Genomic DNA, 22,589 nt, shown 5'->3' with positions numbered 1-22,589 from the left:
TCAACGATCGGAAAAATCAGTGGCCGGAACCGCCCGATGTCGGCGAACTGCTTCCGTTGCTGGAATCCATGCCACCGTTGCTGACGCCACCGTTGTTTGTTCCGCCATTGGAGGGACTGGTACTGGAGCCGTTGCTGCTCGAGTTGCTTCTGTGCGAATGGCTGTGACTGGAAGAGCGGCTGCCGTTGCTGTTGTAGCTGCCGTTGCTATTGCCATTGGTCCCGCTGCCGCTTCCCGACATGCCGCCATTGTTCATGCCACCGTTTTGCGTGGCACCTTGCTGTGGCGAGGTCTGCTGCTGCGGCGTGGTTTGCGCAGGGTTGCCTTGCATGGTGCCTTGCTGGGCACCGCCTGCCTGGCCGCCAGCGGACGTGCCGCCCGCGCTGCCCGAGGTTTGGGCGAAAGCCTGGCCGGCTGCAAGCGCGCCGCAAAGCGCCAGCGCTGAGAGTGTTGCCTGAGTTGCACGCATGGTGTTCCACTCCTGAAAACAGTAGGTAGATACACGCTAACCGCGAGCACGTGAGCCATGCGGCAATAGTGGGTTATGGCGCAGTGTAACGACGGCCTGGCTTTCAGCATCGTCGTGCGCATGTCATGGCGCCACGCTCGCGCTCGATCGCTGCTCACCGCACTATCACGGAGGCTAGCTGCGCGATTCACCACGTTCCGCCCATGATGAGTCATCTATAACGAAGTAGCGCGTCATCTTCCATTGTCGGGAGAAAGGCGCGCATTAAAAGCAGGAGATCTCCCATGGCGCGCAGACATCGTCCGCTCAATGAACAAGTCATCGTTATTACCGGTGCTTCCAGCGGCATCGGCCTGTGCACGGCCTTGCTCGCTGCCGAACGTGGCGCCAAGGTTATCGTCGCGGCCCGCAGCGAGGACACACTGCACGATATCGCTGCCCATATCCACCAGCACGGCGGTATCGCCAGGGCCATTCCCACTGACGTCAGCGATCCGGACCAGCTGAAAATGCTGGCGGACGAAGCTGTCGCCGCGTTCGGCGGCATCCATACCTGGGTAAATAATGCCGGCGTGGCGATTTACGGAAAATTGTCCGAGGTCAGCGAACAGGACAGCCGCAAGCTTTTTGATATCAACTTCTGGGGCGTGGTGAACGGTTCGCTCGCCGCCTTGCCGTATTTGCGTACCCAGGGCGGCGCGCTGATCAATGTGGGCAGCGAGGTATCCGATGCCGTGGTGCCGTACCAGGGCATGTATTCGGCATCAAAGCATGCGGTGAAGGGCTTTACCGATGCGCTGCGCGTGGAAGTGGAGGAAGTGGAAAAGAGCGACGTGTCCATCACGCTTATCCAGCCCACGGCCGTGAATACGCCCTATCCGCAGCACGCGCGCAACTACATGCAGCAAGAACCCAAGCTGCCTTCCCCGCGCATCGATCCGCAGAAGGTGGCCGAGGCGATCCTCAAGGCAGCCGAAGAGGGCGGTCGCCATGTCACCGTGGGCGCCATGGCCTCGATCAATACCCTGACCTCCAAAGTACTGCCGGCGCTGGCGGACAAGTTTTCCGCCAAGCTTGCCGACAAGCAGCAAAAGGATCGCCGCGCCGAGGCGCCACGCGGCACGTTATATCGCGCGGGCGAAGGCGGGCAGGTGTATGGGCTGGGCGATCGATGACCTGGGCGTGGCGTCGTCACGCCCGTGGGTGGCATGACGGCGGGCGCCACGCCACTTGCACGTACCTCTCACCGTGGCCAGCGTAGTTAGGGTGCTGCGCACGTACATGGGCACTGCCTGGCGGCGTCTTTGTACGGCGAGGAAAACGTTGCAATCCCATTATTCCAGGCCGACAGGAGCAAGCCCGTGGATCCGACCAACCGGCAAGACGAATCATCATCGAACGCTCCCCGGCGCCAGCGCGGCGGTATCGGCTATGTATTGCTCTGGTTGCTGGGCGTGCCGATCCCCGTACTGATCCTGATCGCGCTGTTGCGCGGTTGCGCCTGACGCACGACACCATTTTTCCGCATAGGCAAGGAGAACGGCCATGGCAGACGTGGTAGTGGCTCAGATGAACACCTCGGAGAGCCGATTCGCATCCGTTAGCTTCCGCGCGGTTTTTGCTGGATGGCTGGTCGCCACAGGCATCGTCGCTTTGTTGTACCTGGGTGGTCTGGCACTGGGATTTTCTTTCTTCAATGCGTGGGACCTGTCGGCGAGCGCGAAGGGTATCGGCGCCGGTACCGCGATCTGGCTGGTTCTCTCGTGGATCGTCGCTTTGTGGCTGGGTGGCATGTTCGCCAGCTGGACCGCCGCGCATGACGACCGCACGGTAGGTACGTTGCATGGCGCAACGGTGTGGGGCCTGTCGGTCACCGCCGCCGCATTGTGGCTCGCATTGGGTCTTGCCGCGCACGGACGAGGCCCTTCAGGCGGCAACGCGCCGCCGCCGCCGCCCTCCGCGGAAGCACCCATGGCGTCCGGACCGCAGGCCTTGCTTGGCAATGGGTCGCTGGCGGTATTGCAGGCGGATGTGACCGCCCACCTCAACGCCCATGATCGGGCCGCCAGCGGCAGCATCGTGGCGGCGCTGCTGGCCGGCCGCGACGATGTCGCCGCCAATCTTTTCGCTGCCAACAACGGCACCAGCTCGGCCGATGGCGCGCGCATCCTGGCTACGATCGCACCCGACGTGCAGGCCGCGCGCATGGATGCGAAGAGCCGCGCCGATCGTGCGGCCCACTACGCCGCATGCGCCCTGTGGATCTTGTTCCTGAGCGTGTTCCTGGGCCTGATCGCCGCGGTGATTGGCGGCCACCTGGGCGCAGGCCATGTACATCGCGTCTATCACCTGCGTGCGTACAACGGGAATACTGTACGCACCGGCCTGCATTGACTTGAGCTGCTGGTACGCCAGATGAAAAGAAAGGGCGCCAACTTCAGCCTGTGTCAAAACTCGTAAATCGACCTGGCTGTAGCTTCGCTCGTTGGAAGACAATGCCCTCGCAGATCGAGGGCATTGTCGTCATGATCTATAGCACCGCGCCGTTGATCGGAGACCTGCAAGCCGCCTGAGATCAACGCATCCATAAAAAAGCACGCTCCTCGCGGAGCGTGCTTTCTGGGTCGCCAAGGCAGTTTTGACACAACCCGAGGTTGGCGCCCTTTCTTTGTTCAGTCCCTTGCGAAGTCGCCGTGACTTCCATCGATCAATCCTTCGAAAAAATTAATTCATCAGGCGTTTGCTGGTGCCTGGCGTACCGTTGCTTCAATGCTGGTGCTTCTTCGCTTCGTCGTTGGCCTTGCCGATTTCCTTCTGCACCTTGCCGGCATTCTTCTCTATGTTGCCGGCTGCCTCGCGGGCGTGGTTACCGGTTACTTTGCCGGCGGCTTCTTTCAGGCCACCCTTGATCTCGTGTTTCGTGCCTTCAGTGCGATTCTTGTCCATCACTTTCCTCCTCGCCGCACCATTGCGGTTGAGTCCAGAATGCTCACGTGCGCGGCACGCCAGGGTGCAAATTCGGTGAAAGCCTTCGCGACGTTGCTGAGCGCGTCATAACAATTCATGCAACGGTTGGAAACCCTTGCGCTCAATGTCTGAGCGCGGACGTTGCGCCCGCTTCGGCTGGCGTGGTCGTGGCACTTGCGCCCGACATGCCGGCGGTCGGCGTACTCATCGGGCTGGAAGCGGCCTTCATGGCATCATCCATGGCCTGATCGCGCGCCTGGGGTATTTCCGCCAGTTGCTGCGCGGTTTGCATGCGACGGTTGAGCGCGGCCACGTTATCTTGGGCGAACTGCTTGACGTCCGCATCCTTGGCTTGCTTGCTTTCCTGGGTGAACGCTTTCACTGTTTTCTTTTGATCATCGGCCACGGCCTTGGACCAGGCCTCATCAAAGGCACTGCCTTGCTTGGCCTGCAGCGACTTGTCCTGCTTCTGCGCATCAGCGCCCAGGGTGGTGGGTAGCGTCACGTGCTTGCGTTGCGCCAGCGTTTTGAATTGCTCGCTGTTCTTGCCCTGGTCATCCACCAGTTGCTGCGCCAGCTGCTTCACTTTCGGATCGGAAGATCGCTGCAACGCAAGCTGCCCGAGCTGTGCCATGGCCATGCCATCTTGCGCGGCCTGCCGCAGGAAGCTGCTGTCCTCATCGCCAAGCTTGCCATCGCCCGGCGCGGCGGTTCCTGCCTGCACCAAGCCGGCGCTTGCCACAGCAAGCAGCCAAGCGCCTGCCAGCGTGCCATATCTGTTTCGATTCGACATGTCGTGCTCCTCTGGTGATCACAGTGCCGTGACGCGCCAAGCAAGCGCGTGACGATAATCTCCACACATGCGCAGGTGCTGCGTCATTCCGCTGGAAGTCTACGCAGGCCACATGAATGGCTTGCCAGCTCGCAGGTCCATCCGCCTCGGCATGGGCGCGGTTCAGGCGATGCGGATGGCGATGAGGACGGCTGCCGCCAATCCGGTGATACCGATGCCCATGCGCAGCGGCTTGGCCGGCACACGGCGCGCCAGCACGACGCCGAGCGGGCCGCCCAGCAGCCCGCTCAAGCTGAGCACGATGGCCGCCGGCCAATGCACGGGCGCGATAAAGCAGAACAGCAGGCCGGCGCAACCGTTCGACAATCCCTGCAGCACGGACTTCATGCCATCGATCTGGTGCGCGCCGCGATCGGCGAACCAGATGCTGAGTACTGCGAAAAACAGCAGCCCGATGCCGCTGCCGAAATAGCCGCCATACAGTGCGATCAGGAAAATGAAAACCTGGAAGCTCGCGCCATGGGCGTGCGCATTCGCTTGCGCACGGCGTGCCTGGATCCGTTTCACCAGCCACGGCTGCAACAGCGTCATCACGGAGCCGATCGCGACCAATAACGGCGCGATGAAATTGAAGATCTTGCTGGGCAGCGTGAGCAGGAGGATGCCACCGGCCAGCGAGCCCAGCGCCGTGGCCAGCAGCATGCGTCGAAGCGCGGGCCACTGGCCGCGAAGCTCATGGCGGAAAGCCGCCGTAGCGGAAAAGTTGCCGGCGGTAACGCCGACGCAATTGGTGACGTTGGCGACCAATGGGTTCAAGCCGAAGGCGATCAGCGCCGGAAAGGTAATCAGCGATCCCGCGCCAGCAATCGCGTTGATGATCCCCACCACGACGCCGATGGCGGCGAGCAGGACGAGCTGGCCGATGCTCATGGATGGCATGCGCAGAGTCTGCCCGAGACGCTGGCATGGTGGCGTAAACACCGGATCGCCAGGCCTTAGGGAGTCACCTCCGATCGAGTCGCTGCCTGGGGATGATCTGATCCATGCTACGTAGGCGGCATGATGTCCAGAAGGCTCGCAGCGTGTGTTGTGCGTAGCATGGATCAGAGCATCCCTGGGCAGCCGCGTACTGCCGGCGGGCCGGACGATCACCTCATGCGAATCGCACCTTGGGAGCGCCTTCGATGACCGGCCTGGAAAACAGATATCCCTGTTGCAAGGAAATGCCCAGGTCATAGAGCGCGCGGCAGTCGTCCGGTTTCTCGATCCCTTCGGCCACTACCTGCACGCCAAGCTCCTCGCACATGCCTACCGTGTGGCGGATGATCGCCTGGCGCGGACGATCCAGCGAGACGCCGCGGGCGAGCGCGAGATCCAGCTTGAGCAGATCCGGCTGGAAGTCCGCCAACAAATTGAGGCCCGAATACGCCGCGCCGAAGTCGTCGATGGCAACGAGGATGCCGTGCGCGCGATAGGCCTGCAGTATCACCAGCAAGCGTTCCGGCTCCGCCACCGCTTCCTGTTCGTTGACCTCGAACATCAGCCGCGTCAGCGGCCAGCCGGCTTGCTGCGCGGCAGCCGCCGTCGCCTGCATGCATTCGTGTGGATCATGGACCGCATTGGGCAGGAAATTGATCGACAGCAAGCCGGGCAGCGTCAAGCGCGAACCCCATTCGAGCGCGGTGGCGCGGCAGAGCCGGTCGAACGCATATTGGTTGCCGGCATTGACGCTGGCCAGGATGTCGTGCGCCGGCGCGCCATCCTGACCGCGCACCAGGGCTTCGTGGGCAAATATTTTCTTTGCGGCGATATCGACGATCGGCTGGAACGCCATGGTGATGGCGCGTGGAAAGGGACGATGGCGGACATGACCGGCCTTCATCGCGCCTCCTCCGATTCAAGGCCGCGGGTAAGGAACCGGTAGGTATTGCGGCCGCCATCCTTGGCCATGTACAAGGCATCGTCGGCAAGCTTCATCAGCACGTCATCGGTTAACTCACCGGTGCAGATCGCCGCCCCGATGCTCATGCGCACGTCCACGCACGCTCCGCCTACCGTGACCGTCATGTGCAATCGCTCCCACAAGGCATGCACGAAGGCCCTGGCACTTTTTTCGTTGACCACGTCGTCGCATAGCACGACGAATTCGTCGCCGCCGATGCGCGCGACCACCTCGCCTTTCCCCATCAGCCGCCGCAGGCACGTGCCTACTTCGGCAAGTACGGCGTCGCCCGTGGCATGGCCATAGGTATCGTTGATGGACTTGAAGTTGTCGATGTCCACCAGCGCCAGCAAAATCGGCGTGCCGCGCTGGCTTGCCTGCCGCAATTTATACGAGGCGTGCTCGCTGAAATAGCGGCGATTGGCCAGGCCCGTGAGCGAATCCTGGTGCGCGAGGCGCAGCAGTTCGCGCTCCACATTCTTGATGTGGGTGATTTCGGTGGTCAGCGCATAGAGGCCGCGCACCACGCCGTCACCGTCGCGGTCCGGCACGTAATGGGCCTGGAACTGATGCAGCTTGCCCAGGTACGTGGCCTCATATTCAAACAAGACGGATTCGCCCGCATAGGCCCGCCGCAGGTGGTCCTGCAACTGGCCATAGACCACCTCGCCGCGTACTTCCCGGATGGTGCGGCCGATCATGCTTGCCGGCGATTCGCCCGATATCTCTTCGACGAAACGATTGATGTAGGTATAGCGCTGTTGCATGTCCAGCCTTGCGATCACCGCCGGTACATTGTCGGTGATGGTGCGCAGTTGCGCCTGGCTCTCCATCAGCGCCTGCTCCACGCGCACGCGCTCGGTGACGTCACGTCCGGTGTAGATGATTTCCATCGTGCCATCGTCGTCCGGGCTGGCGACCAGCCGCGCGAACGCTTCGATCCAGAGATAGTGCCCATCCTTGTGCCGCAGGCGGTAAGTGGCCGTGGTCGTGCCGCCCTCGGCATGCAGCGTGCGCACCACGTCCGCGATGCGCTCGCGATCTTCGGGATGGATCAGGTCCGGCCGCGGCTTGAGGAAATCATCCACTTCCCAACCCAGCAGCTCCTTGACCGAGGGTGAGACATATTGTCGGTCGCCATTGGGCCGGATCCGCATCACCAGGTCGCCGCTGTTGTCCGCCAGCATCCGATAGCGCAGCTTGCTTTCGCGAACGCCCAGCTGCAGGCGGTCGTGTTCGGCCAGCGCGAAGACCACCGGAAGTGCGACCAGGCAGGAGGCGCCGATGAACACTTGCGACATCACCACGCGCAACGCGACCGTGTCACCGGTCACCAGGTTGAATGGCCCGAGGTTCAGCGTGGTGGCGACCGTGGTGATCAACGCGATAATCGCCATGCCGATGACCATGCCGGCGAAGCGATGGCGAAACACCACCAGCAGCAGCGGTGGATAGATCAGGAACAACAGCGGAAACCGCAATTGGGCAAAGACTGCGGCGGTCATCACTGCCAGCAATGACAGGTCGCGCACCAGCGTCCAGGGCTTGCCGACCGGTTCCGACCACCGCCACCCCTTGCTCGCCACTACCAGCGACGTGCTTGCGGCGATGACCATCCCCAGGAAATGCGCGCGGAATACCGTGCTGAAGCTGGCCCAGAAAGCCATATTCGGCCAGAAGTGCTGGATGGATACGATCCCGAAGGTGCATAGGCCGCAACCGGCCAGGGCGCTGAGCAAGCCGACCCGCGCAAGTTCCAGGAAGCGGGTTTCGGTGGTGATCGCCGGAAAACGACGACGGATCGCCGTGCTTACCAGCAGCATTTCTACGGCGTCGCATAGCCCGATAAACAGGCTGCTGCCGAGCGGATCACCAAGCAGTTGCTTGGCGCCCACGACACCGAGCGATCCGGCCAGCAGCAACGGCCAGCTGTCGGCCAGCGGCTTGCGCACCAGCCAACCGATCAGGGCGCCATTGGCAAGCCAGAGCGAGGGCGGGCTATGCGTGGACCGGGCCAGCACGATGGCATAAAACGACAGCGCGCCTGTCAGCACAAGCGCGCCCAGACCCTGCCATATCGCTTCCGGAAAACGCCGGAAAAGCATCGTGTCGTCCTGCATCGGGCTGTACGGGGCGAGCCCACCAGTCAGAACCGATGCAAGAGTCCTGCCAAGCTACATGAAGCACGACTGTCGCCAAACTTAAGGATGCTCTGATCCATGCTACGCAGGCGGCATGATGACCAGAAGGCTCGCAGAGTGTGTGGTGCAGCGCCGGGAAGACTGGCCGTCTTGCCAAGCCGCGCGGCGCACTCTGCGAGCCTTCTGGACATCACCCCATCACTTTAAATTCAACATGTTGGGGCCAGCTCTGTCTGTCCGCATCCCTTCGGTCTGCGAACAGACAGAGCCGGTGACGCCTACGTAGCATGGATCAGAGCATCCTTAAGCGCCGGGATGGGAGCGCGACACCCTCAGCGGCGCGCGCTTTCCTGCTTAGCCAGTAGCGGATCTTTCCATCGATCATCGGCGAGCTTGGCCGCTTGCCGCCACCAGCGCTCTCCCGTGTGCGGCGAGGCCAGGTCCAGGCGCTCGCCCATGCGCGGTGTCGCCAGGGCGATGCCATGCTGGGCGGCCAATGCGGTGACACGTTCGAACGGTTCCTGCCAGGGATGAAAGGCCAGGTCGAACGTGCCGTTGTGTATCGGCAACAGCCAGCGACCGCGCAGGTCCAGATGGGCCTGCACCATGTGCTCCGGCTGCATGTGCACGTGCGGCCATTGCGCGTCGTAGGCTCCGGTTTCCATCAACGTGAGATCGAATGGGCCGAGCCGTTCGCCGATGATCTTGAACCCGTCGAAGTAGCCCGTATCGCCGCTGAAAAACATGCGCAGCGCGTCATCGACGATGACCCAGGACGCCCATAAGGTGCGGTTGCCGTCGAACAGGCCCCGGCCGGAAAAATGCTGCGCCGGCGTGGCCGTCATGGACAGTCCGTCGACCTCGATGCTTTCCCACCAGTCCAGCTGGTGCACCTTGGCGGGGTCCACGCCCCAATCGAGCAACCGGTCGCCTACGCCCAAAGGCGTCAGGAATATGCCTGTTGTGTCGGCCAGCCGCTGGATGGTGGTTCGATCGAGGTGATCGTAATGATCGTGGGACACGATGACGCCGCGGATCGACGGCAGCTCCTCCAGCGCTATCGGCGGCTGGTGGAAACGTTTCGGCCCTACCCACCGGAATGGCGAAGCGCGCTCGCCGAATACCGGGTCGGTGAGCCAATAGCCGCCGCGCAGCTTCAACAACACGGTGGAGTGTCCGAGCCGGAACAGGCTGCGATCGGGCGCTGCCGCCAGCTGCGCGCGGCTCAATGCCTGCACCGGCAGCGGGACGGCCGGCGTCGTGCCCGCCGGCTTGTTGAAAAGCGCGTTCCAGATGATGCGCAGTGCCTTGCTCAGGCTTTGCGGAGCACGCGGCTTCGGATTGCGGAAGCGGCCACCATGGTGTTGCGGCGAATGCCGATACAGGGAAACGCTCGATCGGAACGGCTTGGACATGGGCGTAGCACTCCCAGATGGAAGATAAATACACTAAACAGTGTAGTTTATTTCTTACAAAAGTAAACTTGTCGGTGTAAAATCCGTGCATGCCGAATGCCGCCGACTCCGTCCCACGCCTTACCGACCGCAAGCGCCGCGCCATCATCGAGGCGGCGATCGATGAATTCAGGGCCTCTGGCTACGAATCCACCAGCATGGACCGTATCGCTGCACGGGCCGGCGCTTCCAAGCGCACCGTGTACAACCATTTCCCCAGCAAGGAAGCGTTGTTCGCCGAAATCCTGCAGCAGTTGTGGGATGCCAGCATTGCCGGCGAAGACCTCGCTTTTCACGGCGACCGCCCGCTACGCGACCAGTTGCTGGATCTGCTTGCGCAAAAATTCCGCCTGCTCGCTGACGAAGCGTTTGTTTCGCTGGCGCGCATGGCGATTGCCGCAGGCATCCACTCGCCCGAGCGTGCCAGGGACATGGTGGCGCGCATGAGCGAACGCGAAGAAGGCTTGACGATGTGGCTGCGCGCCGCCGCCGCCGCCGGGCGGCTGAAAATCGAGGATCCGGCCTTCGCGTCGCACCAGTTGCAAGGGATGATCAAAGGCTTTGCGTTCTGGCCGCAGATCACCCTGGCGCAACCACCGCTGGATGCGGCTGCGCAAAAACGGGTTACCGAATCGGCGGTGGACATGTTCCTGGCCTATTACGCCTGAAGAGCAGCGCCCGCTTGCGCGGGCGCGATGCAATCGGGTCTGGACGTCTACATCCGTGCATCAATGCACGACATGGCCGCGTCCATCGCGCATTTCGTTGCCATGGAAACCACCACCCGGATGGGGTGCCGGACGTTCGCCATGTTGCGGCATCGGCCCGTGGTAGCCGCCACGCACATCGAAACGATTATCGACATGACCGCGGAAATGCGCCGGGCCACGGTACCAGGGACCGGCGCCGATGAAGACGCCGCCATTGAACCATTCCGGTCCGTAATAGCCGTATGGCGCACAGGAGTACGGAGCATAGTCGTAATAGCCGTAGGGACAGACCGGTGCCGGTCCGATGTTCACGCCCACCGCGACCTGAGCTTCGGCGCGCGGCGATGACATGGCGAAAGCGACCGTAGCGACCGCGACCATGGCGAAACTTGCGACAGTTTTCATGCGATGAACCCTCAACGAAGGGGAGTTCATCGTCTACCGTGCCGCCTGAAACCGCTGTGACCGCCCGCATGGCGGTTTACTCGGCGTTAGGCAGGCTCTTTTTTTTGTGTACGGCGCGCTGCCAAGGCGATCTTCGCAAGGATTATTGCGCGCCGAACTCAGGACACGGATCGCGCGCCGGCGTTGCGGAACAGGATATCGCGCAGCGCGCGCGAAAGGTCCGCCTGCTGATAAGGCTTGGAAAGCACGGGAAATTCCAGGTCGCCCTGCTCTCCAATATCGGCATAGCCGGTCACCAGCAGCACCTGCAGGTGCGGATATTGCCCGGCGGCCTTGCGCGCCAGCGCGATGCCATCCATGGCCCCGGGCATGACCACGTCGGAAAGCAACAGGTCGAAAGCCGGGACTTGCGCCAGCACCTGCAACGCCGAATCGGCATCGTTGGCTACGGTTACGTCGTAGCCCAGCAGTTCGAGCATGTGCCGGGTCGTGGACGCCACGTCCACGCGATCCTCCACCAGCAGAATATGCGGCTGGGATGCGGGCAGCGTGACTTTTTGTTCCGATGCCGGCGGCGACGACATGCCGAGCGGAGCATCCGTGTAAGGCAACAGGATGTGGATCGACGTGCCCATGCCTTCCTTGCTGCCGATGTAGAGCGTGCCGCCGGATTGGCGGGCAAAGCCGTAGGCCACCGACAGGCCCAAGCCGACGCCCTTGCCTTCGGTCTTGGTGGTGAAGAACGGATCGAGCACGCGATTGAGGATGCCTTGCGGTATGCCCGGGCCGTTATCGGCGATCACTATCTCCACATAACGACCCGCCTCCACGCTGCGCAATGCCGCCTCCTCCTTGGACAGCTCGCGGTTGAACGTACTGATCTCCAGGCGCTGGTCCGCGGCGCCTTTCATTGCATCGCGCGAGTTGATCGCGATGTTGACGATGATCGGCTCGACTTGCGCCGGATCGGCGCTGCAATGCCACAACGCCGGCTCCAGGTGCAGCTGTACTTGCACTTCCTCGCCCAGTGCCTGCGTGAGCACGCTACGCAGCCGCTCGAACAGCTGGTTGATGTCGATGGGCGTGGAGGAAAATTTTTGCCGCCTGGCAAAGACCATCAGTTGCCGGGTGAGCATGCTGGCGCGATCGATGGCGCGGCGACAATTGACGAGGGTCCCGGCGGTGCGGCGGGCAATATCCTGATGCGAAGCCACGCTCAACTCGATCACTTCCAGCGACGTCTGGATGACCTGCAGCAGGTTGTTGTAATCGTGCGCGACACCGCCGGTGAGCTTGCCGAGCGCCTCCAGCCGCAACGCCTGCTGCAATGCTTCGGCGGTCTCCTTGCGCAGCGAAATATCGCGCTGGTAGCCGAAGAAAAAAGCCGGCTTGCCATCATCGTCGTGGATGGGGCAGACATGCAGCAGGTTCCAGAAGGCGCTGCCGTCCTTGCGATAATTGATCAGCTCTACCGATACCTCGCGCTGCTGCTGCAAGGCGTCGCCGATTTCCCGGATAGTTTCCTTGCTGGTTTCCGGCCCCTGCAGGAAACGGCAGTTGCGTCCAAGCACCTCGTCGCGCTCATAGCCGGTCATGCGCAGGAATGCGGCGTTGGCGTACAAGATGGGCCGATCGCCAGCCGTATCGGTAATGATCATGCCGATACCGCTCGCTTCGATGGCCTTGGCCATCGTGGCGATATCGACGGATCGGGATAAAGGGGAGATGGCTCCCAGCCCTTCGCTTTGGGGACCTACGCGCTCGCTCATAGAGCAGCCTCCGTGTCGTTCACTATTTACTCGCGCGAATATCGCGTCCATGTGAAAGCGCGCCACACCTTTTCATGACGGAGCGTGGACGAAACACCGCTCCGCGCCGACAGCCCATGAGTCCAGGTACCGCAAACCCCTGAACAGCAGAGCTTTCTCAACCACGCCACTCGCTTGCCGTGGATGTCCGGCCGCGCAGGCCGGCGTCGGCCCGACGATAACGAGTGATCCGCTGATCGCAGGCCTCACGCTCAGCCACCGAACCTTGCGCCTTTCATGCGATGGCGTGGTGAGGCGCCATCGCCGTGATCTGCGAGCACATGGAACGGCACTGTCCTGGCTGCCTTATATAGCGCAACGTGCATCCTGCACGGCGGCGCAACAATCAGGCGAGCGTATCGCCTAACAGCTGGAACAGTGCCTGCCAATGCCGCTCGGCAGCTTGCGGGTTGAAGGCGGGATGATCCGGCACGGCATAACCGTGATGCGCGCCGGCATAGGTTTCGACCTGATGCGGCACGCCTGCCGCGGCCAGGGATTTTTCGAGCAGCACTTTCTCCTGCTCCGTGAAATGTGCGTCCTCGTCCGCGCCTGCGACGTACACGCGGCCGGTCACACCTTGCAGCGTGCGATGCGGGCTGTCCGGCTGATCCGTGGCAAGGCCGCCGCCATGGAACGACGCAATCGCCGCGAAACGATGCGGATAGGCACCGGCAGCGACCAGGGCCACATTGCCGCCCATGCAGTAACCCACCGCTCCGAAGCGGTCGCCTTTCACCTGCGGGCAATCGGACAGGAAGTCGATGCATGCGCCCGCATCGGACACCTTGCGGTCGCGATCCAGGCTGCCGATGAACTTCATCAGTGCTTCCCTTGCCGCCGGATCGGCAAATACCTGCGCAGGCACCATCGGTTCGTAGTGGCCGGCGCGGTAATAGAGATCCGGCAACAGTACCGTATAGCCGCGGTCGGCCAGGTGCTGGCCCATCTCCCAGAGCGTGGGACGAATGCCCAGGCCATCCATGAAGAAGACCACGCCAGGCCACGGCCCGGTTCCACCGTGTGGCGTAAACAGCGAAGCCGGACAGTTACCGTCGCGGGTCTTGATGGTGACGTCGGTGCGGGGCATGGCGTGGATCTCCAATCACTGGCAATGGACGGCCAGTATAGATATGTGAGGAATGCCTCACCATCAGAGAGATTGCCGCAGGCAGCGCTTGGCGCCGATGAGGTTACGGACGGCGCAATGCACCCACGATGGTTCCATGCGCATCGAGCAGGAACAGTACTTCTTCCGTGCCGGAAGCGTGGCGAACCAGATATTTGTCCCAACCCTGGGGCGTCACGCCGGCGAACTCATGCGACAGGACCGGACCAAGCCGCGCCAGGAACGCTTCCAGCTGCGGCTTCTGCTCGCGCATGGCCTGGGCGAGTGACGGGCTCAGCCGTGGCGAACGGTCGTTTCCGCTCAACAGGATCTGCAAGGCCGCTTCGCTGCCGGGAAAAGGCTGCTGGTGGTTGACGCGCGCCGCCAAGGCGTTGTTGATGTCCTGCGCGGCAGCGTCATCGATCCGCGGAGCCGTCATGTCACGGCCATGCTGGTGCAGCACCAGGGCGGTGGTATGGCCTTGCGCATCCTGCACAAAACTGACTTGCGCATCGACCTCCTTCGCGAAGAACGTCGTCGTGTTACGCGGGAAGATAGCCACGGGCGGCTGGCCGGTCAGCTGCATGGTCAGTTGCGTGCCATCGAATGCGACCGAAAGCAGCGCATACGGGCCGAACTGATAGTTGCCGACGTAGTGCACCAGCAGCGCAGGATTGACGGCGAGGGATGCATTTGCAGCCACGCCGCCGGCATTGGGCGGATTGACCTGCGCGGCAAAGGCCGCCGTCCCCAGCGCCAGACAAGCCATTGCCGCGGCCGATATGCGCGCCCACCGCCTGGGTTTCAGCATCATGATCCTGATCCTCTGTTCAAGAAACGATTTGGATTCCGACATCGCCGCCACGACGCCGACGTAGCTGGACCGTTCTGTCCTACCTCGATCAAGGTTCACAGTACTCCCCCTGTCACCGCCGCTGCGCAGGACACGCGCCATCCACTTCCATGGCACGGCAAGGCCGGTTGCTGCCGCCAGAGCGACAGGTTCCACGGCATCAGTGCAAATACAGCGCCACGCCGGGCCTGCGCAATAGGTAGATGCTGGCGCATGGCAAGCTGCTGCCGACTATAAGTTGATCAGGAACCCAGTCCGCTATTGCGTTGCGGCATGCACGGGCGCCTTCGCAACTGCTAGTGTCGCCGCGATATGGATCGATCTAAATGGCCGCATGCCGGCCCAGGGGATAAACATGCTTGGCGGAACCGCAATACGATCGAATTTCCAACCGCCGCATGGACTGCGCAGCATGCTTGAACGAATGGGATGGCCTTCGGCACGCGCCGCAGGTTACGCGCTAGTCGCCTTGTCCTGCCTGCTTCTGTTGCCGCCGGCGAGTGCCTGGGCGCAGACCATGCAATCGCTGGACAGCGGCTGGCAGTTCCGCCTTGCCGCCGGTGACGGCCATGCCCAAGCCCATCGCGATGCCGCGCGCTGGCATGCCGCAACCGTGCCGGGTACGGTGCAGACCGACCTGCTTGCCGCCAAGCTGCTGCCCGATCCGTTCTATCGCGACAATGAAGCGCGGGTGCAATGGGTCGGCCTGGCCGATTGGCAATACCGCACCCGTTTTACGGTCGACAAAAACACGCTCGAACGCGATCACGTCGAGCTGGTGTTCGATGGGCTGGACACGTTCGCCGATGTCTATCTCAACGGCCATAAGCTGATCGCCGCCGACAATATGTTCCGCCGCTGGCGGATCCCGGCGAAGGCGATGTTGCACGAAGGCGAGAACACACTGGAAGTACGCCTGTATTCGCCCATCGCGCGCGTGCAGCCGTGGCTGCTGAAGCAACCCTACGCCCTGCCCGGCGAGTTCGATTCGGCGTTCGGCGATGAACCCAAGGGCAAGCAGACCGCCAACTATGTCCGCAAGGCGGCCTATCAGTACGGTTGGGACTGGGGTCCGCGCATCGTTACCGAGGGCATCTGGCAACCGGTGCGCCTGGAGAGCTGGAACACCGCGCGCGTGGACGATTTCCATATCGCGCAAAACTATCTGAGCGGCAAAGCGGCGCAGGTGACCGCGCAATTCGATATCGACGCCGACGTCGGCAAGGCGTTGCACGTCAGCGTCGACGCGATCGGTCCGGACGGGCAGACGGCAGCGCATGTCGAGCGGGACGTGATGGTCGACCCTGGCAATAACACGCTAAGCGTGCCGCTGCGCATCGCCGACCCGAAACGCTGGTATCCCGCCGGCTACGGCGCGCCAGACATGTATACCTTCAAGGCCAGCATCCGCGACGGCCAGGCCGAACTGTATCGGGCACAGCACGCCGTGGGGCTGCGCACGGTCGAGCTGCGCCGGGACCAGGATGCCTGGGGCCGCAGCTTCGCCTTCGTGATCAACGGCATTGCGGTGTTCGCCAAGGGCGCGGACATGATCCCGTTCGACAGCTTTCCCACGCGGGTCGGCGATGCCCGGATGGAGCGCGTGCTGCAATCGGCCCACGACGCCAACATGAACATGCTGCGTGTCTGGGGTGGCGGCTACTACCTGCCCGATCGCTTCTACGAATTGGCCGATCGGCTCGGGTTGATGGTGTGGCAGGACTTCATGTTCGGCGGCGCGATACCGCCGCGCGACGTTGCTTTCGTCGACAACACGCGCGAGGAAGCGATCGAGCAGGTCAAGCGGTTGCGCGATCATCCAAGCATCGTCCTGTGGTGCGGCAACAACGAAGTGCAGGCCGGCTGGGAAAGCTGGTCGGACCGGCAGGCGTTCAAAGCCAGCCTGCCGCCGGACCAGCGCGAGGCGATCGTGACCGGCATGGTCAACCTGTTCAGCAACACCTTGCGCAACGTGGTCACCGAGTACGACGGCAGCGTGCCTTACTGGGCCAGTTCGCCGGGCACGGATTACGATGGCGCGGCGAACATGCTGGATGACGGCGATTATCACTATTGGAACGTGTGGTCCGGTGAAGCCAAGCCGGTCACCGAGTACTTGCATGTCACGCCGCGCTTCCAATCCGAATATGGCTTGCAGTCGTTCCCCGAAATGCGCACCGTCCGCGCCTTCGCCGATCCGGGCGATTTGCAGCCGGAGTCGCCAGTGATGCGCGCGCACCAGAAATACGACAGCGGCAACGGCAACCAGCGACTGCTGCTGTACATCACGCGCAGCTACGGCGCACCCAGGGATTTTGCTTCCTTCGTCTACCTCAGCCAGGTGATGCAGGCTGAAGGCATCCAGCTGGCCGCCGAGCACCTGCGCGCATCGCGGCCGCAGGCGATGGGTTCGCTGTATTGGCAACTCAACGACGTGTGGCCTGGCGCATCGTGGTCCAGTATCGACTACTACGGCCGCTGGAAAGCCTTGCAGTTCCATGCACGCCGCTTCTATGCGCCGCTGTTGATCGCCGCGTTGCGCAGCCACGGCCGCACGACGGTATCGCTGGTTTCCGATCGCACCTCGACTTCCGCCATGGCATGGCGCCTGCGCCTGCTGGATGTCTCGGGCCAGGTCATCCGCGACCAGCGACAGGCGGTCACCGTGCCGGCGCTGGCCAGTACCCAGGTGGCGAGCTACACGGATTCCGAATTGCTGGGAGACGCCAACCCGCGCACCACCTTCGCCGTATTCGAATTGCTGGATGGCGACAACGTCGTCTCGCGAAACCTGGTGTTCTTCGACGAAGCCAAGAACCTGCAACTGCCTTCACCACAAATCCAGACAACGCTTGCACCGAGCGCGGATGGCTACACCTTGACGCTGAATGCCGCCAAGCTGGCGCGCGATGTGTGGATTTCCTTCGGCGAGCTTGATGCGGAGCTGTCCGACAACGGATTCGACCTGCTGCCCGGTCAATCTCTGACGCTCACGGTGCACAGCAGGCGTTCGCTGGACGATTTGCGCCGTGCGCTGCGAGTGCAGAACCTGGCGGACGTGATGGCCGATGCCGAGCACGGATCCTGACGCCTGGCGAAGGATTTGATCTCCCCTTCACCAGCGTCTCATGACGCATTCCTGTGAGACAGACATTCCGCACCATGCCTAATCGCCGCGATTTCCTGAAATGGTCCATTGCCAGCGTTGCCACCGGTCTTGCCGGCGTGGCCTTGCCCGCCATCGGCGCGAACCGTGCAGGCTCCTTTCCCGGCAAGCGTCCACCGATCGGCAAGCGCAAGTTCGTCAGCGAAGCCGTCGAGCACCAGCTTGCACACGTGAAAGCGGGCATCGCCGACCCCAAGCTCGCATGGATGTTCGAGAACTGCTATCCGAACACGCTCGACACCACAGTCGAGCTCGGCACGCTCGACGGCAAGCCGGACACCTTCGTGATCACCGGCGATATCGACGCAATGTGGCTGCGTGATTCTTCCGCGCAGGTAGTGCCCTATCTTCCGCTGGCGAACAACGACCCGGCGCTGCGACGCCTGTTCCGCGGCCTGATCCAGCGGCAGGCACGCTGTATCCGCATCGACCCCTATGCCAACGCCTTCATGCCCGATCCGCAGGCACCACCGCTGGCCTGGGCGCGCCATGACATGACCGAGATGAAGCCAGGGGTCGGCGAACGCAAATGGGAGATCGATTCGCTGTGCTACCCGATCCGGCTCGCGCATGGCTATTGGCAGGCCACGGCGGACACCGCGCCTTTCGATGACGACTGGCGCGCCGCCATGCACCTGGTGCTCAAGACGTTTCGCGAGCAACAGCGCAAGCACGGCTCCGGGCCATACCATTATCAGCGCACCTCCGATGTTCCCACCGAAACGCTGATGCTCAACGGCTACGGCCATCCGACCCGGCCGAACGGCATGATCCATGCAATGTTCCGTCCTTCGGACGACGCCTGCGTCTACCCCCTGTCCGTGCCCTCGAATCTGTTCGCGGTGCTCAGCCTGCGCCAGCTGGCGCAGATGAGCCGTGCCCTGCACGGCGACGCCGTGTTTGCCGAGGATTGCGAGGCGCTGGCGGACGAAGTCGAACAGGCCGTGCATCGGGATGGCCGCATGCGCGATGACGAAGGCCGCGAGTTCTGGGCCTACGAGATCGACGGCTTCGGCAACCAGCTATTCATGGATGACGCCAACGTTCCGAGCCTGCTCGGTTTGCCGTATCTGGGCTGCTGCGCACGTAGCGATCCGCTGTATCAGGCCACGCGCGAACGTGTCTGGAGCAGGCGCAATCCCTACTTTTTCGAGGGCCGCGCCGCGAAAGGCATTGGCGGTCCGCACGAAGGCCTGCGCATGATCTGGCCGATGTCGATCATCATGTACGCGCAAACCACCGATGATCCCGTGCAGATTCGCCAATGCCTGGCCTGGCTGCGCGACACCGACGCCGGTACCGGCTTCATGCACGAAGCGTTCGACCAGGACGATCCCACGCACTTCACCCGTCCATGGTTCGCCTGGGCCAACACCTTGTTCGGCGAATGGATCGTTGATATCCATCGCGAGCATCCTGATTGGTTGCGGGCAACCCAGGGACGCGCGTTCGCCTCGTTTGGTCAAGCTCCAAGCTTATAGGCGCCGCGCCGCACCTGCGCTCGATGCGAGCGCCGCCATGTCCCCGATAGCCTATGACTTGAAGCACTCATTGTGGTTCATCGGCAGGCTGCACACTAAGCTAGGCATCAAACCGGGCCATGTACATCGCAAACTCGCGGCATCCCGTCCAAGACAGCGACATTCCGCCTCGTTCACCCTACTTCGAAGGAATTCCATGAACCTGATTCGCTCGCTGTGGGTCATGGCTGCATTGAGTACCTTTTGCGTGCCAGCAATAGCCGATCCCGTGCCACGGCCGATCGATATCCACTGGAACCAGGGGGCCGCCGATTGCCGCAAAACGCCCCAGCCGCCTTTGCAGGTATTCCAGTACGACCCGCAGACCTATATCTTGCGCGAAAGTCCGTGCGCCACCTTCGAGGCGCCGTTCATGTATGTGCTTATCGGTACCGACCGGGCGCTTATGATCGATACGGGCGATGTGGCCGATCCCACATTGATGCCCTTGGCGCGCACCGTGATGGGCTTGCTGCCTGGCCAGGGCGCCGCGAAACTTCCTTTGTTGGTGGTGCACACACATGGACACCTGGACCACCGCGCCGGCGACCCGCAGTTCCAGGCGCTTCCCAACGTGCAAGTGGTGGGCACCGACCTGCAACACGTGAAGCAATATTTCGGCTTCAACCATTGGCCCGATGGCGTGGACCATATCGACCTGGGCCATCGCGTCGTCGACGTCATTCCCACGCCCGGTCATTACCCTTCGCATGTTTCCTACTACGACCGGAACACGGCGCTATTTTTCTCCGGCGACTTTTTTATGCCGGCTCGCCTGATCATCGACAATACCGCCGAAGACATCGCGAGCGCCAAGCGGGTCGCCGAATTCATCAGGAATCGGCCGGTTACTTACGTGCTAGGCGGCCATATCGAAGTGGATGCCAACGGCGATACCTTCGACTTCGGTTCGACTTATCACCCCAACGAGCATGTGCTGCAGCTCGACAAGCAAGATTTGATGGGCTTGCCCGCCATCGTCGGCCAGTTCAACGGTTTCTATAACCAGCGCGGCATGTACGTCATGATGAATCAATACCGCGTTCTGGCAGCGCAGTTGGCAGCACTGCTATTGATCGTTGCGGGAGTCGTCGTCATGATCTGGCGATTCGTGCGCCATCGTCGCCGTCGTCGACGGGCCATGGGCAACTGAATCCGCCTTGCGAACACGGGCGCTTTTGCGCCCGCCCATGTGGCGGCCGACGGAACAGCCCGATCGCGCAGGAGGTCGGCGAGCCGCTTCGGCGAAGCGGTATCGTCCCTCGATCGCCCGTAATACCGCCAACGGGCGGCGTAGTGCCATCGATCCCCGAACGGCCCGCCGCAGCCGGGGGTGCTGTGACTTTTTCCAGCCGTTTGCGAATCATGGAAGGGAACGGCAACTGCGTGAGCGAGCATGAGCAGCACCCCAGACCCAGAGCAGTTCCAAGCATTGCTGCGCGAGCACGAAGCCATAGTGCTCAAGGTAGCCGCCCTGTACGCGCGTCATGCCGAGGATCGGCGTGACCTGGTGCAAGAGATAGGGCTGCAGGCGTGGCGCTCGTTCGGGCGATTCGATCCGCAACGGGCAAAGTTTTCTACGTGGCTGTATCGGATCGCCCTCAATGTCTCGATTTCGCTATTACGCAAGTCCAGCGGCGCATGGGAGAGCAGGCTTGAATCGCTCGGAGAGCATCATCTGGACTATCTCGCCATCGACTCACCGTCCGAGCCCGACGAAAGACTGGTTGCCCTTCACAGCTTCATCAGGCAACTGGATGCGCTCAACCGTGCGCTGATCTTGCTTTACCTGGAAGACAAGTCTTATGCCGACATGGCGCAGATCCTTGGCCTGTCGGAAACCAACGTCGCGACCAAGATCGGCCGTATCAAACGCTTGCTGCGCGAACAAATGACGAACGTCACCATCGAGGAGGCATGAACATGGAACTCGACGATATGAAACAGGCCTGGCAAAAGCTCGGCCACCGGGTGGAGCAGCAAGGCAGCCTGGAAAGGCAGATCCTGCGGGATATGCAGCTGGGTCGGTTGCGCAGCCGGTTCCGGCCGCTCGTATCGGGACAATTGGCGCTCATCGCCCTGGGCGTCGCCCTTGCCTTGTGGGGAGGCCATTTCTGGTTCATGCATCTGCACATTTGGCAGGCCGTGGCTTGTGGCATGGCTATGCAGGTATTTGGCATTTTGTCGATTATTTTCCCTGCCAGGGTGCTGGTCTTCGTGTATGGCCTGGACTACGCCGCGCCCGTTGTCGAGATCCAGCGTCGTATCGCACGATTGCGCATGTGGCGCGTAAAGGTCGAAGCACCTGTCTTCGGTGTATTGGGAACGGTCATTTGGATTCCCGCCCTATTGATGCTGGCTCAATATGAAATGGATCGTTCCGGGATAAACCTTTGGCATTCGCTACCAGGTTCGTTGTTTTGGCTCGGCCTGGATGGCGTGATGTCGCTTGCGGCTGTTGTGATCGTCTATGGGGCTTTGATCAAGCTCGGTTGGCGCCGACGGCTGGAGGACAGTTTTGCGGGTAAATCCGTAAAACGTGCCGAAGCGGCATTGCTTGAGATCGTTCAATTCGAACGTGAGTAAGTTCCGGGACCGGACCTGGCGCTCTTCCAGCACAACAGCCGAGCCTCCTTTGGTCACATCGATCAGTCGGGCCGAGGGGTTTATCGAATGGGATAACGCAAACACCTGGCGACAGGGGACTTCTTCTGTTAACACAGTAGAATTACCACTCCGCCAGCTTTTTATAAAGCATTCTCATGGAGAATGATGGGCCTATTATGGTGGCAACATGGTCATCTCTTGATAGCCTCATGTCGCTTTCCTTCCATGTCACCCAACGAGGCCATGGATATTTAAATGCGTCAATGTCATCTAAAGAACGATCTCTCACATATCCAATTTGGCAAATCTTTTTAGCAAGATCTTCGTATTCATCGACTCGATTCAGCTTGCAAGTAATTTTCATGGGCAAGCACCCCATCACTGCCGGCATTGAACCTAAAAAGGTTATAGCGATAGCCGAATAATCTGCCTGTCCGTTTTTGCGCAGCACAAGACACGCAAGAACCATTACGGGAATAACCGTCGCCAGATAAGACATAAGTTGCGAAAATGACTGCCATGGAATCAGCCTTCGATACCATGGGTAAGCCTTTTCCATTGAAATGTATTTCATGTTTCCCCCTTTGAATGGCGCGCAAGGCGCGCCATTCTCAGAAACGCCAATTAGCCGTAGCGTTCACTGGTT

At 61.7% G+C, this 22,589-nt stretch carries 21 protein-coding genes; 9 read left to right on the top strand and 12 right to left on the bottom strand.

What is annotated here, in order from left to right; genetic code table 11:
* Positions 1–16 precede the first annotated feature (16 nt).
* Positions 17–469 carry a hypothetical protein gene (locus ISP15_RS14760; RefSeq protein WP_404548401.1) on the bottom strand — a complete coding sequence of 151 codons (453 nt, stop codon included), beginning with the start codon at positions 467–469 and terminating at the stop codon, positions 17–19.
* A gap of 284 nt (positions 470–753) precedes the next feature.
* Here ISP15_RS14760 and ISP15_RS14755 point away from each other — a divergent pair, with 284 nt between their 5' ends.
* The 3 genes from ISP15_RS14755 to ISP15_RS14745 all read left to right on the top strand — a co-directional run bounded on the left by ISP15_RS14755 (position 754) and on the right by ISP15_RS14745 (position 2,863).
* A complete protein-coding gene (locus ISP15_RS14755; protein ID WP_404548400.1) occupies positions 754–1,644 on the top strand; it encodes an SDR family oxidoreductase in 891 nt (296 codons plus the stop codon).
* 186 nt (positions 1,645–1,830) lie between these two features.
* Entirely contained in the window at positions 1,831–1,974 is a 144-nt protein-coding gene (locus tag ISP15_RS14750; RefSeq protein ID WP_404548399.1) for a hypothetical protein, read from the top strand.
* Positions 1,975–2,014: 40 nt separating this feature from the next.
* Positions 2,015–2,863 (top strand): hypothetical protein, encoded by an 849-nt coding sequence (locus ISP15_RS14745; RefSeq protein WP_404548397.1) that lies wholly within the window; start codon positions 2,015–2,017, stop codon positions 2,861–2,863.
* 372 nt (positions 2,864–3,235) lie between these two features.
* Here the strand turns inward: ISP15_RS14745 and ISP15_RS14740 are convergent, their stop codons facing one another.
* The 6 genes from ISP15_RS14740 to ISP15_RS14715 form a co-directional block, all read right to left on the bottom strand.
* Positions 3,236–3,415 carry a CsbD family protein gene (locus ISP15_RS14740; protein ID WP_404548396.1) on the bottom strand — a complete coding sequence of 60 codons (180 nt, stop codon included), beginning with the start codon at positions 3,413–3,415 and terminating at the stop codon, positions 3,236–3,238.
* Positions 3,416–3,557: 142 nt separating this feature from the next.
* A complete protein-coding gene (locus tag ISP15_RS14735) occupies positions 3,558–4,229 on the bottom strand; it encodes a DUF4142 domain-containing protein (RefSeq protein ID WP_404548395.1) in 672 nt (223 codons plus the stop codon).
* Positions 4,230–4,391: 162 nt separating this feature from the next.
* Complete coding sequence (locus ISP15_RS14730) at positions 4,392–5,159, bottom strand: sulfite exporter TauE/SafE family protein (protein ID WP_404548394.1); 768 nt, start codon at positions 5,157–5,159, stop codon at positions 4,392–4,394.
* A 223-nt stretch (positions 5,160–5,382) separates the two neighbouring features.
* Positions 5,383–6,111: an EAL domain-containing protein gene (locus ISP15_RS14725; protein ID WP_404548392.1), complete on the bottom strand. Its 729-nt coding sequence runs from the start codon at positions 6,109–6,111 to the stop codon at positions 5,383–5,385.
* The gene (locus ISP15_RS14720) at positions 6,108–8,276 is read right to left on the bottom strand and encodes a sensor domain-containing diguanylate cyclase (RefSeq protein WP_404548391.1); all 2,169 of its coding nucleotides are present in this window, start codon (positions 8,274–8,276) and stop codon (positions 6,108–6,110) included. Before ISP15_RS14720 ends, ISP15_RS14725 begins: the two co-directional genes overlap by 4 nt.
* A 368-nt stretch (positions 8,277–8,644) precedes the next feature.
* Positions 8,645–9,727, bottom strand: a complete 1,083-nt coding sequence (locus ISP15_RS14715) for an MBL fold metallo-hydrolase (protein WP_404548390.1) — start codon at positions 9,725–9,727, stop codon at positions 8,645–8,647.
* An 89-nt stretch (positions 9,728–9,816) separates the two neighbouring features.
* Between ISP15_RS14715 and ISP15_RS14710 the strand changes: the two genes are divergently transcribed.
* Positions 9,817–10,434, top strand: a complete 618-nt coding sequence (locus ISP15_RS14710; protein WP_404548389.1) for a TetR/AcrR family transcriptional regulator — start codon at positions 9,817–9,819, stop codon at positions 10,432–10,434.
* A gap of 60 nt (positions 10,435–10,494) precedes the next feature.
* Here the strand turns inward: ISP15_RS14710 and ISP15_RS14705 are convergent, their stop codons facing one another.
* From ISP15_RS14705 to ISP15_RS14690, 4 genes are all read right to left on the bottom strand, one after another.
* A complete protein-coding gene (locus ISP15_RS14705) occupies positions 10,495–10,881 on the bottom strand; it encodes a hypothetical protein (RefSeq protein ID WP_404548388.1) in 387 nt (128 codons plus the stop codon).
* A gap of 158 nt (positions 10,882–11,039) precedes the next feature.
* Complete coding sequence (locus tag ISP15_RS14700) at positions 11,040–12,650, bottom strand: PAS domain-containing protein (protein ID WP_404548387.1); 1,611 nt, start codon at positions 12,648–12,650, stop codon at positions 11,040–11,042.
* A gap of 385 nt (positions 12,651–13,035) precedes the next feature.
* A complete protein-coding gene (locus ISP15_RS14695; RefSeq protein WP_404548386.1) occupies positions 13,036–13,779 on the bottom strand; it encodes a dienelactone hydrolase family protein in 744 nt (247 codons plus the stop codon).
* Positions 13,780–13,882: 103 nt separating this feature from the next.
* Positions 13,883–14,611, bottom strand: coding sequence for a DUF3471 domain-containing protein (locus ISP15_RS14690; protein ID WP_404548385.1), 729 nt, complete (start codon positions 14,609–14,611; stop codon positions 13,883–13,885).
* A 451-nt stretch (positions 14,612–15,062) separates the two neighbouring features.
* Here ISP15_RS14690 and ISP15_RS14685 point away from each other — a divergent pair, with 451 nt between their 5' ends.
* The 5 genes from ISP15_RS14685 (at position 15,063) to ISP15_RS14665 (ending at position 21,922) form a co-directional block, all read left to right on the top strand.
* Positions 15,063–17,738, top strand: coding sequence for a beta-mannosidase (locus tag ISP15_RS14685; RefSeq protein ID WP_404548384.1), 2,676 nt, complete (start codon positions 15,063–15,065; stop codon positions 17,736–17,738).
* Between the two features lie 74 nt (positions 17,739–17,812).
* A complete protein-coding gene (locus tag ISP15_RS14680) occupies positions 17,813–19,297 on the top strand; it encodes a glycoside hydrolase family 125 protein (protein WP_404548383.1) in 1,485 nt (494 codons plus the stop codon).
* A gap of 196 nt (positions 19,298–19,493) precedes the next feature.
* Complete coding sequence (locus ISP15_RS14675) at positions 19,494–20,489, top strand: MBL fold metallo-hydrolase (RefSeq protein WP_404548382.1); 996 nt, start codon at positions 19,494–19,496, stop codon at positions 20,487–20,489.
* A gap of 243 nt (positions 20,490–20,732) precedes the next feature.
* Entirely contained in the window at positions 20,733–21,257 is a 525-nt protein-coding gene (locus ISP15_RS14670) for an RNA polymerase sigma factor (RefSeq protein ID WP_404548381.1), read from the top strand.
* 2 nt (positions 21,258–21,259) lie between these two features.
* Positions 21,260–21,922 carry a hypothetical protein gene (locus tag ISP15_RS14665; RefSeq protein ID WP_404548380.1) on the top strand — a complete coding sequence of 221 codons (663 nt, stop codon included), beginning with the start codon at positions 21,260–21,262 and terminating at the stop codon, positions 21,920–21,922.
* Between the two features lie 142 nt (positions 21,923–22,064).
* On the opposite strand, the gene ISP15_RS14660 is transcribed toward ISP15_RS14665, so the two are convergent.
* Positions 22,065–22,517 (bottom strand): hypothetical protein, encoded by a 453-nt coding sequence (locus ISP15_RS14660; RefSeq protein ID WP_404548379.1) that lies wholly within the window; start codon positions 22,515–22,517, stop codon positions 22,065–22,067.
* Positions 22,518–22,589: the final 72 nt, after the last annotated feature.

Source organism: Dyella jejuensis, assembly GCF_044904675.1.
Lineage (GTDB): Bacteria > Pseudomonadota > Gammaproteobacteria > Xanthomonadales > Rhodanobacteraceae > Dyella_B > Dyella_B jejuensis.
The sequence above is the reverse complement of the archived record's forward strand: the minus strand, read 5'-3'. Positions and strand labels throughout refer to the sequence as shown.

Excerpts from the sequence above, each read along its gene's own strand:
- ISP15_RS14665 (WP_404548380.1), top strand. The coding sequence starts at position 21,260 with ATGGAACTCGACGATATGAAACAGGCCTGGCAAAAGCTCGGCCACCGG.
- ISP15_RS14730 (WP_404548394.1), bottom strand. The coding sequence starts at position 5,159 with ATGAGCATCGGCCAGCTCGTCCTGCTCGCCGCCATCGGCGTCGTGGTG.
- ISP15_RS14745 (WP_404548397.1), top strand. The coding sequence starts at position 2,015 with ATGGCAGACGTGGTAGTGGCTCAGATGAACACCTCGGAGAGCCGATTC.
- ISP15_RS14705 (WP_404548388.1), bottom strand. The coding sequence starts at position 10,881 with ATGAAAACTGTCGCAAGTTTCGCCATGGTCGCGGTCGCTACGGTCGCT.
- ISP15_RS14755 (WP_404548400.1), top strand. The coding sequence starts at position 754 with ATGGCGCGCAGACATCGTCCGCTCAATGAACAAGTCATCGTTATTACC.
- ISP15_RS14740 (WP_404548396.1), bottom strand. The coding sequence starts at position 3,415 with ATGGACAAGAATCGCACTGAAGGCACGAAACACGAGATCAAGGGTGGC.
- ISP15_RS14685 (WP_404548384.1), top strand. The coding sequence starts at position 15,063 with ATGCTTGAACGAATGGGATGGCCTTCGGCACGCGCCGCAGGTTACGCG.
- ISP15_RS14680 (WP_404548383.1), top strand. The coding sequence starts at position 17,813 with ATGCCTAATCGCCGCGATTTCCTGAAATGGTCCATTGCCAGCGTTGCC.
- ISP15_RS14710 (WP_404548389.1), top strand. The coding sequence starts at position 9,817 with ATGCCGAATGCCGCCGACTCCGTCCCACGCCTTACCGACCGCAAGCGC.
- ISP15_RS14670 (WP_404548381.1), top strand. The coding sequence starts at position 20,733 with ATGAGCAGCACCCCAGACCCAGAGCAGTTCCAAGCATTGCTGCGCGAG.
- ISP15_RS14690 (WP_404548385.1), bottom strand. The coding sequence starts at position 14,611 with ATGATGCTGAAACCCAGGCGGTGGGCGCGCATATCGGCCGCGGCAATG.
- ISP15_RS14720 (WP_404548391.1), bottom strand. The coding sequence starts at position 8,276 with ATGCTTTTCCGGCGTTTTCCGGAAGCGATATGGCAGGGTCTGGGCGCG.
- ISP15_RS14695 (WP_404548386.1), bottom strand. The coding sequence starts at position 13,779 with ATGCCCCGCACCGACGTCACCATCAAGACCCGCGACGGTAACTGTCCG.
- ISP15_RS14660 (WP_404548379.1), bottom strand. The coding sequence starts at position 22,517 with ATGAAATACATTTCAATGGAAAAGGCTTACCCATGGTATCGAAGGCTG.
- ISP15_RS14735 (WP_404548395.1), bottom strand. The coding sequence starts at position 4,229 with ATGTCGAATCGAAACAGATATGGCACGCTGGCAGGCGCTTGGCTGCTT.
- ISP15_RS14700 (WP_404548387.1), bottom strand. The coding sequence starts at position 12,650 with ATGAGCGAGCGCGTAGGTCCCCAAAGCGAAGGGCTGGGAGCCATCTCC.
- ISP15_RS14675 (WP_404548382.1), top strand. The coding sequence starts at position 19,494 with ATGAACCTGATTCGCTCGCTGTGGGTCATGGCTGCATTGAGTACCTTT.
- ISP15_RS14725 (WP_404548392.1), bottom strand. The coding sequence starts at position 6,111 with ATGAAGGCCGGTCATGTCCGCCATCGTCCCTTTCCACGCGCCATCACC.
- ISP15_RS14715 (WP_404548390.1), bottom strand. The coding sequence starts at position 9,727 with ATGTCCAAGCCGTTCCGATCGAGCGTTTCCCTGTATCGGCATTCGCCG.
- ISP15_RS14760 (WP_404548401.1), bottom strand. The coding sequence starts at position 469 with ATGCGTGCAACTCAGGCAACACTCTCAGCGCTGGCGCTTTGCGGCGCG.